Consider the following 14774-nt stretch of genomic DNA (forward strand, 5'->3'; position numbering starts at 1 on the left):
CCTATTTACAGGTTGCAATATTATATTTTTAATTTCAAATAAGAAAGAGTTTTTTTTCTATTAATTACATTTAAATCCTACTTTATAATAAAAAAATTATATACTAGCAGGTTTTAATTCTGAATTAATAAAAATCCCTTCGGATGAAATTTATAAATAGGGCTCCTGCCCTGGACGAGAATAGTTGAAATCTAAAAAGTTATAAAAAAATCTTGATCGCTCATAAAACTGAAGTGGAGTTTTATTAAGCTTGACTGCATCAGGATAATAACCAACCATTACCTGGACCATACTGAATACAAGGTGTTCATTTCTAAACCTTAGTCCCAGACCAAAACCTGAATAATAATTTGACCTGGTTAATAAATTTTCATTTTGTCCTATCCATGCAAAGTCTGCAAAGAGGACAAATGCCATTTTGAATCCAAGCAAATTTAATGGAGGGTAGAAATTGGATTCTATATTAATTACAAATTTCTTAGTTCCAACCACTCCCTCAGAAATAAAGCCTCTCAATCCATTTTCCCGGTTGATATTTACATAGTATCCATCAAGCTGATTTAAGCCTTTTGTATATCTGAAACTTATGTAATTTCTGTACTTCCAGTTTTTTATGTTGATTAAGGGAGTGAAATGCAATAACCTTCCATAATAAACCCCTTCCTCCATTTTACCATTTCGCCAAAATGACCCATATCCACCTGTAACAGAAACATATCCGATCTTTTTCACAAATTCGGCAATTGTAAAATTTATTCCTCCATAAGGCAGGAGCGGACCGTCACGTTTCTTAACACCAGTTGTAACTCCCAGCATTTTACCAATTGGTATATCTTCCGTTCTTCCTAGCCTAAAGATATACCTGTCCTTATAAAAGCGTCTATTGATATAAGTCAAACCAGCAAAAGCATTTTCGGAAGAATAGTAAGTAAAATATTTACCTGCTTTTTTTTCAGGTATGTTTTCATATATATACCTGACTGCCCTCACGGCAAAAATCAATCTGCTCCCCTCTCCATTTTTAGTGTTTTCAAGAAAAGGAAATGCATATCCGGCCCAAACATCTCCCATTTTAAGCTTTATCTTTTGATCAACAGTAAAACTATCAAATCGAAGATTATAAGGCCAAAGCTCCAAAATAGAATAGTTAACTCCACCCAACCATTTTATCTCTGGTGTCTGAAACTCTCGATTAATCCCAGAAATAAAGCTGTTTAGTCCAAATGCATAGCGGTAAGAAAAACTCGCATTGATTAGTCCCTTTTGAAATGTATTGACATTGTAGTTCCCATAAAAATTCATGCCTTTGGGATATCTGTTGTTAAAAGTAAAATCAGTAAGCAACTGTTGACCTAGTCCTGCAAAATTGGCATCCTGAATAAAAAAGCCTTTTGAACCTGTTTTCTGATCAAAACCACCTCCTACGGAAATATTCCATACATCCTGCACCAGCACAATAATATCCACACTGTCTTTCCCTTCATAATCAACAATTACCACCTTTGCATCATATGCATAACTTGTCGCCCTTAATAACCTTTCCGTTTCACTAAGTGTAAGAGAATTTACCTTGTCTCCTCTGCTAAAAAGCAATCGTCTTTTTACCATCCACTTCTGACTCTTAATATGCAGTGCATTTCCACTTTTTTCAAGAACCCCCTTTGGTTTTTTGTCTGGATTATCCACTGATGGCCCGAATACACCTAGTACACGAATGTCTATTTTTCTGATGATCTTGTTTTCATAGCTTGCATATCTTTCATCACTTTTTTCCTTGGACTCAGGTTTTGCCTGATTGACGTCATTATCTTCAAAAACAAGGAAGTTTTTGATTAGCTGGGAAAAAAAATTCTTTTTTTGTGAGAATTGCTGGATATCCTTAAGCACTTGTTCATTTTTTGTACGGATAGTATCCTGATGAACAATAACTGTATCTATTTTAGGTAAAATTTCCTTACTCTCAATAAATTCAATTTTTCCATCTTTCAGAATAGGTTTAAGAAATTGAACTAGCGTATCCTTTTCTCTGATTACCAAATCCTTAACCACAATTAACGTATCATTTTTTAAAAAAAAAGTATCTTTTCTGGAAATAAAGAGTTCTTTAATTGAAAGTTTTTTAAATAAAGTATCCCTGTTTAAAAATGACAGAGAATCCGCTTTTTCGACCTGCGCAAATGTTTGCAGAGCAAAAAACATTAACACCTGTACAAGGAGAGTAAATTTTAAAAAAACGGGGAATTTCATCTAAAAACACTTTCAACGAAGTTATTTTATAAAACATTTGTAATGCTTATTGTTTTAAGTTTTACAAATTTTAATCCAATCCATCCAATCTGATAACTGAATTTTTCCCATTACAGCCATTATTAAAGGCTCACCTTGTGCAACAAAAATTTACTTTTTATTATATAAATACTAAAAATAAAAAAATCAAAAATATTAAATTGACCTTCATTTTACTTAATAAAATTTTATTATACTTAATTTTTTAGTTTATTTGAGTCTTTGATTTAAGACATAAATCAAAAATTATATATTAATTATGAAAATTATCGTTATTTTTTAACTTAATAAACAGATCATAATTATATAATTAATTTAAGATTCAAAGGATTAAAAATTTATCAGAGTAAGCAACTGATAATATATATAAATCAGAGGTATATGAAAAAAATTGAAGCGATAATCAGATCATCACACTTTTATCCTGTGAAAGATGCACTACATAAAATAGGTATTGATTTTTTCACATTTCAGGATGTTAAAGGTGTTGGCAATCAAAAAAGTGAAAAAACAATTTACAGAGGGCAGGAATATGATCTTGGTTCAATTGCCAGAACGAAAATAACTATTGTCGCATCAAATGAATCGGTGGATGAAATAATCAATGCTATTTTATGTAGTGCAAGAACAGGAGAAATTGGAGATGGGAAAATTTTCATTTCACCTATTGAACAAGCAATCAGAATAAGATCGGGGGAGCGAGATATTACAGCACTCTAATCTTTAACCATAATCAAACCTTAGTAAATAACATTTCCACTGTCCAAATGAACCAGCCATTACTCGATACTTCTACAACTGAAGCTATTGATTCAACTTCAAATTTTATTGCGGCTTCTAATGATTCCCTTTTTATAAATGCAGAAATTATTAATAGTCTAAAAGCTGAAATTGCCGGAAATGCTTTACTTTCCAACAACTTGTGGATGATGGTAGCCACTGCTCTGATGTTCATTATGCACCTGGGGTTTGCAACACTTGAATCCGGACTTTCAAGGTCCAAAAATACCACCAACATTTTATTCAAAAATACTATAATTCCTGCCATGGGGATCCTGATATTCGGTCTTTGGGGCTATAACTTAATGTATCCTGGTAGCCATTTTGAAGGTAATTTCATAGGCTTTTCAGGGTTTGGAATTGCAGCACCGGAAGATAGCTCCTACTTAGGGGCAAGCAACTACACATTCTGGTCATTTTTTCTCTTCCAAGCTATGTTTGCCGCTACAGCTACAACTATAGTATCAGGGGCAGTAGCTGAACGCATTAAAATATGGAGTTTTATACTTTTCTCATTTTTACTAGTAGGAATCATCTATCCAATAATTGGCTTCTGGGCTTGGGGCGGAGGCTTTTTACAAAAAATGGATATTCAATTTTATGATTTTGCAGGATCCACTGTTGTCCATTCTGTAGGGGGATGGTCTGCTCTTGCTGGTGTTATTGTATTAGGACCAAGGATTGGCAAATACATAGACAACAGAATTATCCCACTTCCAGGGCATAGTATGCCATTAGCTACCATTGGAGTGTTTCTATTATGGTTTGGCTGGTTTGGATTTAACGGAGGTTCTGTTTTATCAGCAAACCCTAAACTGGTCTCTCTTGTGCTTGTGACTACCTGCCTTTCTGCATCAGCTGGAGCAATCGGAGCTCTCACTACTTCTTTCATCACAACCAAAACTATTGACCATAGCATGGTCCTAAATGGAATACTTGGAGGACTCGTTGCAATAACTGCCGGAGCTGATAAAATGAATCCATCAGAAGCTATTATCATCGGGCTTACTTCAGGCGCATTAGTTGTCCTTGCTGTCCTCCTCTTTGATAAACTTAGGATTGACGACCCTGTCGGAGCAATCTCAGTTCACCTTATCTGCGGAACATTCGGAACACTTGCTGTAGGATTCATGGGGGATCTGGCAGAAATTCACGGAACTAAGCAACTTATCAGTCAAGTTATAGGCATTGCCTCGACAGGGCTGTTTGTTTTTCCTTCAACCTATCTTATTTTCATTCTTATAGATAAAACGATAGGCCTTAGAGTTACGGCTAAAGAAGAGTTGGAAGGACTTGACATTGGCATTCATGGAATGAGAGCCTATCACATTGATAATGCAAAATAAGTGTTTGTCTCAGAGTTGGTCAGCACAAAATACATTAAAATTAGATTTGGGCTGGCCAACTTATCTTAAGGATAATCTTCTCAACCCATTTCTCATATTGAAACCCGCTCGGATGGAGACCATCTGAAGCTGTATATCTCGGATCATCGGCCGATCGTCTACTAATTCCGGTAATACTAAGATAATGAGCACCCTCAGATTCAGATATTTCGAAGTTCTCTTTATTAAAGGCATCAATCTCCTCAGAAATTTTTGACTTATCCTTTTCCAAGGCAAATGGAGTGCAGGACCAATCTGGAATTGATAATATAAAAACAGAATTATTTACGGAGAAAGATTTAGCTTTCAGTAAAAGTCTTCTGAATTCATTTCGATATTTATCAATGCAGTATCCTCTATATTGATTATTTACTCCAATAAGCAGAAACACTAAATCATATTCTCTTTTTAAATCACTTTGCTCTATTGCGAGCCCAAGCTCATCTGTAGTCCAACCAGTTTTAGCTACAATTTTTAGTTCAACAGATAATCCTCTGTTTTCTAAATTTCCTTTAAGTAAATATGGCCAGCTTTCGCTTTGAGGAACATCTTCTCCTATTGTATAAGAATCGCCCAGGGCAAGTATTTTAATTTTATTCATCATTTAAAAAACCTTCTTTTCGATCAACTTACAAATGCCGTTTCAAACTGCATTCACTTAAGGAATCTTCCCTTTAACAAGGGATAGCTGTATTAAAAAAAGCCAATGCATTCAAAGCAAAATTAACAATTCTTACAAACTTTTATAAAACAGTCAGGTTTGAAATTCAAACAAACAAGTGTATGACAAAAGGCCTTACATTTATCTGTCTAGGAAATGAGCATTGGGAATGTGGCAACCCTTCTCCACTGATAGAGATCATGCATGAACTTAGCCGCGAGAATACTGTCCTATATGTAGAAAATCAATACTCAATCAGCGATATATTTGACAGCATCAAAGGAAAGAAAGAAGTTCCTGTGCGAAAGATACTTAATCTGGATAAACGATTAAGAGTTCAAAAATCACGCACAGGATCGAATGTTTACATATTAACGCCTCCTCCTGTTTTACCCTTAAACAAAATAAGGGATAAAGAGATTTATAAAAAACTTCTCGCATTTAATGCCCGCATTTTAGAAACAGAATTAAGAAAGAGTATTCACTTCTTAAACCTTACTGACATCATTTTCATTTCCGGGGCTAATCCTGACTATGGCTTGGCACTTATGAAAAAATTTAATGACAGTCTAAATGTTTATTATACATTTGAAGGTACAGATGAAGAAGAATCTCATGAGCAGGCATTACTTGAAAAAGAGTATATAGAAGCCACTGATGTAGTAATTACTAATACTGAAGTTTTATACAACAAAATCAGATGTTTTAAGGATGCTACTTTTCTTATTCGAAATGGTGTAAGATTTGAAGACTTCTATAAACGCAGTATGTCTATCTCAAAATCAGAATCTATAACTGTTGGTTTTATAGGGATCATAGATAAAGATTTTGATATAACTTTAGCAACATACTTAATTGAAAACCTGAAAGACATCAACTTCGTCTTTTCGGGTAAAGTGCTTGATAATTCCGTATTAAAAAAACTTGAAAAGTATCCTAACTTCACTCATATTGGAAATAAGAAAAGAGATGAGTTTACAGAACTAGTATCAAGTTTCGACATTGGCATATTACTAAACAAGGGAGACTCCCATCCACCACTTGAGGTAGGACTAAATGAATACCTTTCAGCAGGCAAATCTGTTATCGCATTCAATTATAGCTTTATCAAGGACTATAAAGACGTAGTCCGTTTTTGCAGTTCTAAAGAAGAGATGTTAAAATCAATTAAAGAAGAATTGATACTCGATTCAAAAGAAAAAAAAGAAAAAAGATATGAACGGGCAAGAGGAAATTCCTGGGAAAGAAAAGCTGAAATTTTTCAGACAATTGTAAAAGATTATATTGACAAAAAGCTTTATTCAAAAGCATAAAATATAAGAGGCTGTAATCTTCAGAGGATGAGATATCGAAGATTAACAGCCTCAAAATTATAATTAACTATATAAAGAAATAAAGTAAAATAAATATAAATATCTATTTAAAGAACACGCCGTTTTACCAAAATGTTCTTCACTCACTTTTACTTTTTAAGGATTTAACCAAACAGAGAGAATCCAGTTCTATTGTAAAGAGGGAATAAACCGATGAGAATATTTATAACGCTTGATGGAACAATATGTCCTGTCAAAAAAGAAAATGAAACCTTTGAAAATTTAATACCTTTCCCTGAGGCTAAAGAAAAGATCAATAAACTAAGAAAAGCAGGACATTATATTATTATTCTCACAAAGCGACATCTCTCCTCCTATAATTCCGGAATTAAAAATATTGGTAAAGTTACTCTTGAATGGCTGGACGCAAATGGGATAGAATTCGATGAACTATATCTTGGCACTCCTGATTTCTCTGAGCTGAAGACATCTGTTAAATTTACAGATTGGAAGGTGATTGAAGAAAAATTATTAGGTTTTTAGTAAAGAAAAGAGACTGCTTTCAATGAGCAGCCTCTAACTTTACCTTAAACAAACTTAACTTACTTATTGACTTTGCCTTACATGCTTAATTTGTTTTAAGAGTTCACCTTCCTTGTTAAAAAGAAGTTCGTATCTATAGTGATCCTTGAATAAAAATACTTCTATTTTGTCCGACTTTGGGGATTTCAACTCACTCATCTCTTCTATTCTGCAACCCGAAAAATGATCAGAAATATATTTTCTGGTCTGAATGGGCAATTGAATCCAGGTTAGCGTAATTTTTTGAAGTAACTCTTTACTATCAAGGGCTACAAGAACAGGTGAAACCAAAATTTTTCTATTGGCAACCGTGTACCCGGCAACTGACAATATCACAACAATGGTCATGATAATAGTCCAGAATAATGTTTTCATCACCTTTAATATTTATGATTGTAAAGGTAATTTGGAATTCTGAAAACATTTTGAAGCTGAAACCTAGTGGAAATACTTAATGATTTATACGCATTAGAAATTTATAACCAAAGTATGTAAACCATCCTGATGTATATAAATAATTTTATAATCCAGGAAATCGCATATTTTTTTGACAATTGATAAACCCAGTCCCACTGAGTTTTCTACAGCAGAATCCTTCCGAAAACGTTCAAACATTTCGTCAGCAGGAAAGTTGAGTGCGGTGCCTGTGTTCGTAATAATAAAATGTTTATCTGTAAGCTCTGCCATAATTCTACCGTTTTGGATATTATGTTTAATAGAGTTAGAGATAAGATTATTTAGCAAGCCTTCTATAAGCACTCGATTAGTCAGAAGTGTATCCTTACTTTTAATTTCTATTTCAGTACTTATATTTTTATCATTGATTTGTTCTTCAAGGTGATTAAAAATAGACTGAAGCAATTCTCCCAGATTTACATTTTCTTTCTGAGTAAACTGTCTGTTTTCAATTTTACTCAGAAGTAATAATCCTTTATTTAATAATGTCAGTCTTTTTACCGCACTGAAAATAGACTGAATATGAATCATCTCTTGTTCCGTAAGGTTTTTTGACTGAATGATCAACTCCAGTTTGTTTTTAATAATGGCCAGCGGAGTTTGCATTTCATGTGAAGAGTTCTCATTAAATTCTTTCTGAGTAAGAAAATCTTTATAAATACGCTCAGTCATTTTTTCGACATTGATGTTCAAATCCCGAAACTCGATGATATCAGTGGATTCATAAGGTATAACCTTAGTAGTCTCAAGGTTATACTTTTTTAATTTATCCAACAGGACATAAAAGGGTTGCCAAATTTTAGCAAGTATAAACCTATTCATAAGAAGGACTCCTCCCAGCAAAATCAGGAAAAGACCTATTTCTACCGGCAGAATACTGTTAAGTAAAGATTCTGCTTCTGCCAGCGGTTGCCTTATTGTTACCTTATACCAATTTGCTCCATTTTTATGATAGGATGTCAATTGCCTATAGTCGACAGATTCTTTAGAGAGCGAATCATAGATGGGTATTGTTTTATATTTATCTTTTTCAACATCAACTTCCTCGGCAGGCATAATCAACACATCTTTACTCGGTTGAAGTCCTTCACCTATTTTTTCATAATTGAGGTTAGCAACTAACTGAACTTTCTCTTGATGAATGGCCTCATCAATTCCATCCAATAGAATGATCTTAATAAAAATATAGAATAGAATCGTTCCTATTCCAAATATAAAAAGCGAATATAAAAGGTAATATAAAGTAGTTCTTTGTAATAACTTCATTCAGATTGAAACTTATATCCTATACCGTAAACAGTGTTAAGATAATCTTTCGCTCCTTGTTGTACTAGTTTTCTTCTTAAATTCTTTATGTGAGTATAAATAAAATCGAAGGAGTCTGCCTGATCCATATAATCACCCCAAAGGTGTTCTGCAATCGAGTCCTTCGGAATTACCCTTCCTTTGTTGGCTATAAAAAACAGTAAGAGATCATATTCTTTTGCAGTGAGTGCAACTTCTTTTCCGTTAATATAAACCTGTCTGGAATCCGGCAATATCCGGATCTCATTGAATTGAATCTCATTATTACCATTAAAACTTCTTCTTCTGATAATTGATTTTATTCTGGCATTAAGTTCAGACAAATGAAAAGGTTTTGTAAGATAATCATCCGAACCTATTTCAAGACCCGTGATTTTATCCTCTATTGAATTTTTTGCTGAAACTATAATAATCCCTCCCTGATGCTTTTGTGACTTGATAGCCTTAACAAGATCAAGGCCTGTGCCTCCTGGCAACATAATATCTACCACATAGCAGTCGTATTCATAAACGCCAATCTTATCAATTGCTTCACTATAATTTTTGGCAGATTCACAGAGAAAGCCTTCCTGCGAAAGATAGCTCACCATGTCATACCTAAGCTCCTTTTCGTCTTCAATTATCAAAACTTTCATGTCAATAAACTATTAGTCCTCTTTAACAAAAGGAAAGAAGACTACTACGCCTTCCTTCCCACAAATAAACAAACTAAACAAACTTACTTACTTTAACTAATGCTATATAAAAATCTGGTACTGCAATATAAAGCAACTCTTTCTTTGACTTACTTTATAATCAGCATTGTATGCGGGTCTGTTCTGGTAATCAAATGACAATTTTGATTTATGTCCATTCATCAAAAGATTTACTCCAACATCATAAAGATTCGCTGGATCTTTGAGTTTATCAAAATCAGAACGAGTGTAACTTATAAAAGGCATAATCCCAGGTTTACTGGATTCATGCGGAAGTAAATATCCTAGTTGAGCATAAATAATCTGTCCCGTACCCATCATTGGAACTGCATTACCAAATGAACCCGAAGGAGCGTTTACTCCATTTACAAGACCATTTGCAGGATTCATTATACCATTATACCTTAAATAATTTTTACCAAAATTATAATTGAAATAACCAAGGTACGCTGAAATAGCATCATTCTTACCTTTGTTAACATAGCTATCAAGATATCCTTCCACACACCATAAAAACATATCATCATACTTTGTAACAGAGTCCTCGCTAAGTCTCCACATTGCTTTTGACTGATAGATTGCGCCTGCTGCAATATTCAACACCTTCCTTTTTCCAAGATATGTACCAGTCATATATGGAGTCAGATTTGATTCCTTTTCCCAGAAGTTATAAGAAAAATAACCTTGATATTGATATGTATGACCGACATTAGCAAATGTAGCATCTTTAGAGTCAGGAGCTTTCTTAGTTATAGCCTGAATATTTCCTGCTGCATTGGTAACAACAGAAGTTCCGGCTGAATTTATGGAAAACGGGTCACTCAAAACGACTCTGTAATCTAGCTTACCTAGCTGCCCACGAGCATATACACTCAACTTTCTGGAAAAAAGATCTGTCTGATCCACTGTAGCCTGAGCAAAGACGGGAAGGTCGAGCGTCATTATAGTTCCTACACTCGGGTTTGAAAACCTTGATAGGCCGTTGGCTATTGTAAGGCCTCCTCCCAGTTTTAGTTCATTGCCTTTGGTAAGACGGTACTCTCCCACTGCATCATGAAAGAAGGACTGAATTTTTCTGTTGTTATCCATCTGGTAGGTGCGATTGAAGTTATTCATACCAAACTGAAAATAAACAAACGCTCTTTCCGTAACTTGCCCGTACATTTGGATTCGCGTACGTCTCAATCCAATATCAAAGGTATTTTCCTGAAGGTCTCCAAATACTGTAGTTCCAGCATTGCTTTCATTAAACCTTACCCATGCCTGATTCAAGAAGGTTATCTGAAAATATCTTGATCCATCATTGTTCAGAGAAAATTTTAATGGTTTATCTTCAACAGGAGCAAGACTTGTAAAAGATTTCAGACTATCTGTTTGTGCAAACGTATATAGAGAAAACAAAAACACAAGAATAGTAAGGGATGATTTTTTTTTCATTACTAACTAAATTTAAACATTTAAATAAAAGGCCGGTCTCATTCATTAAATAGCCTTTAAACTTGAATTTATTTTAGTTTAAAAATGAGACAACCTTAATATTAATGAACACTTGTGTTTCTTACAAATTTATTTCGATTCTAGAATTTGTCGCTTAGATAGGATACTTAAGAATGTCTTAAAATAGTTAAGTAGCTTGAGTATTTCATCCACCGGCATTAATGCTTCTGATTTATAAATTATTGCTTCATTTATGAGGCTTTCAACATTGTAAAATGTGTTTTGTTCGAAAAACCTTAGATGATCTTTAAGAATGAAAGCCTTTCAAAATCCCTCCTACAATTGCTGTTTTAATTCTAGCAATAGGCGGAAATCCGTTAGCCATAGCAATTCCAAGAAATAATGACAATGCTATCAGATATATCAGAAAACCGGATAATACACCCGACTTCCGGTTTTGCAAATAAACCTGCAAGACCTGTTGGAGAAATTTCCAGTGATGAGATTTCTGTTTTCATACTTTAATATGAATGAGCATTGCATCAAATTTAACGTCAGATTCTGAAGTAAATCTGAGTTAACCAATGGCCTTCACAACTCAAAATCAACGACCTGCAAAATATATTGCAGCGCATTCAAACAGTAAAAAATAAAGATTTACCACATCTTTATTTTCATTTTTCCATATCCTAATAGTTTGATGAGCCACTTCGACTATTTTAATAAACATATAAATAACAGGAATAGATTTTCAGTCTCAATTGAAATTCTGGGATTAGTTTTTAAATATGGCAATACCCAATTCATTTATACTTAACCTTTTCTTTCAAATATTTACATTTATGAAAATTTTATATTTTCTTTAGTATTAAAATAATAAGAAGCCTTTCTGAGAAACCAATCAACAGGCAATTTCAAGGCATATACATTTTATGATTACAATAATATCAGGTACTAACAGGGTTCCATCCAATTCGATAAAAATTGCAGAATACTATCAAAAGGTATTGAAGAAACACGGAGCCGAAAGTCAGATTCTCGATCTGAGTAAACTACCTGAAAGATTTATCTTCTCCGCTCTATATGAGAATACTGGTAAAGATCCGGATTTTAATATCCTATCTGATTATGTTAAAGAGTCGGATAAATTTGTATTTATAGTTCCTGAATATAACAACTCTTTCCCCGGAGTTTTAAAGGGATTTATAGATGGGCTAAGTTATCCAAATACCTTCAAAAATAAGAAAGGAGCACTTGTGGGTATATCATCGGGAGTTATGGGAGGAGCCCTTGCATTGAGCCATCTTACTGATATTTTAAATTATCTTGGTATGAATGTACTGGCAATAAAACCAAGAATATCGAGGGTAGAAAACAACTTCAAGGAAGGGGTAATTCTGGATCCTTTTGTTTCAAGCCTTATAGAAGCTCAAGCCAGTGCATTTATAGAATTTTAGGGAGTCTTAAAACTCTGTTAAACTACCATTAAAACTCTCTAATCTCTTTTGTTTGGCATAATTAATGCGCCCTAAGACGCCATACCTAATCCATTCTTATCAGGACTTGGATAAAAACCTGAAAAGCTGAAGGTTCAAGGAAAGAAATGATAAAAAGGCCAGGCCTTATTTTTTAAACTTTTCATACAACAGAGGGATTTTATATTTTATGGTTAATTACAAATTATCAGATCTAAAACACGATCTGCCATCAGGGCTAGTTGTCTTTTTCATAGCACTACCACTTTGTCTTGGGCTTAGCCTGGCTTCCAATGCACCTTTATTCTCTGGCATTATAGCGGGGATAGTCGGTGGAATTGTAGTATCAATAATAAGTAAATCACAGCTAAGTGTAAGTGGCCCTGCAGCCGGGCTGGCTATAATTGTGGCTGGTGCAGTCAAAGATCTGGGAAGTTTTGAAGCATTTTCTGTAGCTATTGTTCTTGCGGGTGTATTACAAATACTATTTGGCGCAATAAGAGCAGGAATTATCGCATATTTCTTTCCATCCTCTGTCATAAAAGGAATGCTTGCTGCAATAGGACTTATTCTTATCATAAAACAAATTCCTTATGCATTGGGCTACCACTCCAAAATATTTGAAGTTGATGAGTTTATGGACTCAGGAGACAACGGTAAATTCTCAATGATTACAAATGCCTTTGAGCATATTAATCCTCATGTGCTTTTGATAACCCTTGTGAGTTTAGGAGTATATATCTTTTGGGACATAGTACTTAAAAGAAAATACTCATGGTTCCCGTCTGCACTTGTAGCAATGCTTACAGGTACATTGTTCTATGCGATTCTTGAATTATACTTCAATATACAGCTTCCGGAAAGCGAGCTTGTTTCTATTCCCGACACAAATTTATTTCACGGATTCAAGCTTCCAGATTTTTCATTACTGTTTAATGGGAAAATAATCTATCTCGCTTTTACTCTTGCATTAGTTGCTTCTGTTGAAAGCCTTGTTACACTTGAAGCAATTGAAAAAATTGATCCTCACAAAAGGCAACCACATGTAAATCATGAACTGCTCGCGCAAGGTGCTGGTAACATAGTATCAGGATTACTGGGAGGTTTGCCATTAACAGCTTTAATTGTAAGAAGCAAAGCAAATGCAGACTCGGGCGCCAAGACAAAAGTATCTGCAATTATTCATGGCATCTTTTTGATTTTAGCAGTGTTTCTAATCCCGCAATTCATGCATCATGTCCCGCTAGGGGTGCTGGCTGCAGTCCTTATAGGTGTTGGATTCAAACTTGTAAGACCAGCGATTATTAAAGAAGAATTTTCACTTGGCTGGGCAACTTTCATTCCATTTGCAATTACAATAATTGCAACTCTCGCCACCAATCTACTTATAGGAATTCTAATAGGAAGTATTGCAGGAGTTATTTCCGTGGTCAGAACCAACTTCCATTCTGCTATCTCTGTTGATGGAGATGGTAGCGGAGATACTGTATATGTCAGGTTAAATAAAGACGTATCCTTTCTTAACAAACCTCAGCTGATTACTAAACTTAACCAAATTCCTAAGACCAAAAACGTAGTCATAGATGGCTCCAAAGCTTCATTCATTGATAATGATATTGCTGAGGTAATTGAAGATTTCAAAACTGCCTCTGATCACTTACAGAGGAAAACGGAATTAATCAAAACCCAATATAAACTTGACTCTGACGAAAACGCTTTTCACGCATTATTGGATAGAAATAAGGAATGGGTAAAACAAAGAACAGATATTGATCCGGAATACTTTAAACGGATGGCAAAGGGCCAGGCACCTAAGTTCCTCTGGATAGGTTGCTCCGACAGTCGTGTTGCTACTGACGAAATAACTCAGACTGACCCGGGCGAAATATTCGTACACAGAAACATCGCAAATCTTGTTATTAAAACAGACTTCAATCTGATGAGTGTATTGCAATACGCAGTCAGTGTATTAAAAGTAAAGCATGTTATCGTTTGCGGTCATTATGAATGCGGTGGAGTTAAAGCTGCCATGGGCAATCAGAAACTGGGTTTAATAGATAACTGGTTAAGTAATATCAAAGACATCTACGATAAGTATCAGGAAGAACTAGATGCAATAGAAGACGAAAAAGCTAAATTCAACAGAATGGTAGAACTTGTAGTATTAGAACAGGTTCTTAATCTTTCAAAAATGTCAGTAATTCAGGAGGAGTGGAAAAACGGTAAATTCCCGATTATACATGGCTGGGTTTATGACATTGCCAATGGGTCATTAAAAGATTTGAATGTTAATATTGAATCAACCTCTTCAATACCTGAGATCTATAAGTTTAAAATTTAAACATAAACTCAAATTTCAAAATTGATTTCAGAAAAAGACCTCATCCTAAATCCTTCTT

General features: G+C 34.4%; 13 protein-coding genes. 6 read left to right on the forward strand and 7 right to left on the reverse strand.

Annotated elements, in window-relative coordinates; translation table 11 throughout:
• Positions 1-150: 150 nt before the first annotated feature.
• On the reverse strand, positions 151-2247 hold the full coding sequence (locus K350_RS0108785) for a BamA/TamA family outer membrane protein (protein ID WP_037574833.1): 2097 nt from the start codon (positions 2245-2247) through the stop codon (positions 151-153).
• 420 nt (positions 2248-2667) lie between these two features.
• Between K350_RS0108785 and K350_RS0108790 the strand changes: the two genes are divergently transcribed.
• Together K350_RS0108790 and K350_RS0108795 are read left to right on the forward strand one after the other, a co-directional pair.
• Positions 2668-3006, forward strand: coding sequence for a P-II family nitrogen regulator (locus K350_RS0108790; RefSeq protein ID WP_028979594.1), 339 nt, complete (start codon positions 2668-2670; stop codon positions 3004-3006).
• A gap of 47 nt (positions 3007-3053) precedes the next feature.
• On the forward strand, positions 3054-4412 hold the full coding sequence (locus tag K350_RS0108795; protein WP_028979595.1) for an ammonium transporter: 1359 nt from the start codon (positions 3054-3056) through the stop codon (positions 4410-4412).
• A gap of 40 nt (positions 4413-4452) precedes the next feature.
• Here K350_RS0108795 and K350_RS28035 read toward each other — a convergent pair whose 3' ends face one another.
• Entirely contained in the window at positions 4453-5055 is a 603-nt protein-coding gene (locus tag K350_RS28035) for an SGNH/GDSL hydrolase family protein (RefSeq protein WP_037574836.1), read from the reverse strand.
• Positions 5056-5234: 179 nt separating this feature from the next.
• Here K350_RS28035 and K350_RS0108805 point away from each other — a divergent pair, with 179 nt between their 5' ends.
• Positions 5235-6425 carry a glycosyltransferase family protein gene (locus K350_RS0108805; RefSeq protein WP_028979596.1) on the forward strand — a complete coding sequence of 397 codons (1191 nt, stop codon included), beginning with the start codon at positions 5235-5237 and terminating at the stop codon, positions 6423-6425.
• Positions 6426-6638: 213 nt separating this feature from the next.
• The gene (locus K350_RS28040) at positions 6639-6968 is read left to right on the forward strand and encodes an HAD family hydrolase (protein ID WP_037574839.1); all 330 of its coding nucleotides are present in this window, start codon (positions 6639-6641) and stop codon (positions 6966-6968) included.
• A 63-nt stretch (positions 6969-7031) separates the two neighbouring features.
• Here K350_RS28040 and K350_RS0108815 read toward each other — a convergent pair whose 3' ends face one another.
• The 5 genes from K350_RS0108815 to K350_RS32315 form a co-directional block, all read right to left on the reverse strand.
• A complete protein-coding gene (locus K350_RS0108815) occupies positions 7032-7382 on the reverse strand; it encodes a hypothetical protein (protein WP_028979597.1) in 351 nt (116 codons plus the stop codon).
• Positions 7383-7475: 93 nt separating this feature from the next.
• A complete protein-coding gene (locus K350_RS0108820) occupies positions 7476-8729 on the reverse strand; it encodes a sensor histidine kinase (protein ID WP_028979598.1) in 1254 nt (417 codons plus the stop codon).
• Entirely contained in the window at positions 8726-9403 is a 678-nt protein-coding gene (locus K350_RS0108825) for a response regulator transcription factor (protein WP_028979599.1), read from the reverse strand. The genes K350_RS0108820 and K350_RS0108825 overlap by 4 nt, the downstream gene beginning before the upstream one ends.
• A gap of 102 nt (positions 9404-9505) precedes the next feature.
• Positions 9506-10900: a hypothetical protein gene (locus K350_RS28045; RefSeq protein ID WP_037574843.1), complete on the reverse strand. Its 1395-nt coding sequence runs from the start codon at positions 10898-10900 to the stop codon at positions 9506-9508.
• 377 nt (positions 10901-11277) lie between these two features.
• Positions 11278-11418: a hypothetical protein gene (locus K350_RS32315; protein WP_156026980.1), complete on the reverse strand. Its 141-nt coding sequence runs from the start codon at positions 11416-11418 to the stop codon at positions 11278-11280.
• Between the two features lie 414 nt (positions 11419-11832).
• Between K350_RS32315 and K350_RS0108845 the strand changes: the two genes are divergently transcribed.
• Positions 11833-12357 carry an NADPH-dependent FMN reductase gene (locus tag K350_RS0108845; protein WP_028979600.1) on the forward strand — a complete coding sequence of 175 codons (525 nt, stop codon included), beginning with the start codon at positions 11833-11835 and terminating at the stop codon, positions 12355-12357.
• Positions 12358-12565: 208 nt separating this feature from the next.
• The gene (locus K350_RS0108850; protein WP_037574846.1) at positions 12566-14716 is read left to right on the forward strand and encodes a SulP family inorganic anion transporter; all 2151 of its coding nucleotides are present in this window, start codon (positions 12566-12568) and stop codon (positions 14714-14716) included.
• Positions 14717-14774: the final 58 nt, after the last annotated feature.

Source organism: Sporocytophaga myxococcoides DSM 11118, from assembly GCF_000426725.1.
In the GTDB taxonomy this organism is placed as follows: domain Bacteria; phylum Bacteroidota; class Bacteroidia; order Cytophagales; family Cytophagaceae; genus Sporocytophaga; species Sporocytophaga myxococcoides.

What these genes read in the sequence shown, in the direction of transcription:
- K350_RS0108785 (WP_037574833.1), bottom strand. Translation starts at nt 2,247, where the DNA reads ATGAAATTCCCCGTTTTTTTAAAATTTACTCTCCTTGTACAGGTGTTA.
- K350_RS0108790 (WP_028979594.1), top strand. Translation starts at nt 2,668, where the DNA reads ATGAAAAAAATTGAAGCGATAATCAGATCATCACACTTTTATCCTGTG.
- K350_RS0108795 (WP_028979595.1), top strand. Translation starts at nt 3,054, where the DNA reads ATGAACCAGCCATTACTCGATACTTCTACAACTGAAGCTATTGATTCA.
- K350_RS28035 (WP_037574836.1), bottom strand. Translation starts at nt 5,055, where the DNA reads ATGATGAATAAAATTAAAATACTTGCCCTGGGCGATTCTTATACAATA.
- K350_RS0108805 (WP_028979596.1), top strand. Translation starts at nt 5,235, where the DNA reads ATGACAAAAGGCCTTACATTTATCTGTCTAGGAAATGAGCATTGGGAA.
- K350_RS28040 (WP_037574839.1), top strand. Translation starts at nt 6,639, where the DNA reads ATGAGAATATTTATAACGCTTGATGGAACAATATGTCCTGTCAAAAAA.
- K350_RS0108815 (WP_028979597.1), bottom strand. Translation starts at nt 7,382, where the DNA reads ATGAAAACATTATTCTGGACTATTATCATGACCATTGTTGTGATATTG.
- K350_RS0108820 (WP_028979598.1), bottom strand. Translation starts at nt 8,729, where the DNA reads ATGAAGTTATTACAAAGAACTACTTTATATTACCTTTTATATTCGCTT.
- K350_RS0108825 (WP_028979599.1), bottom strand. Translation starts at nt 9,403, where the DNA reads ATGAAAGTTTTGATAATTGAAGACGAAAAGGAGCTTAGGTATGACATG.
- K350_RS28045 (WP_037574843.1), bottom strand. Translation starts at nt 10,900, where the DNA reads ATGAAAAAAAAATCATCCCTTACTATTCTTGTGTTTTTGTTTTCTCTA.
- K350_RS32315 (WP_156026980.1), bottom strand. Translation starts at nt 11,418, where the DNA reads ATGAAAACAGAAATCTCATCACTGGAAATTTCTCCAACAGGTCTTGCA.
- K350_RS0108845 (WP_028979600.1), top strand. Translation starts at nt 11,833, where the DNA reads ATGATTACAATAATATCAGGTACTAACAGGGTTCCATCCAATTCGATA.
- K350_RS0108850 (WP_037574846.1), top strand. Translation starts at nt 12,566, where the DNA reads ATGGTTAATTACAAATTATCAGATCTAAAACACGATCTGCCATCAGGG.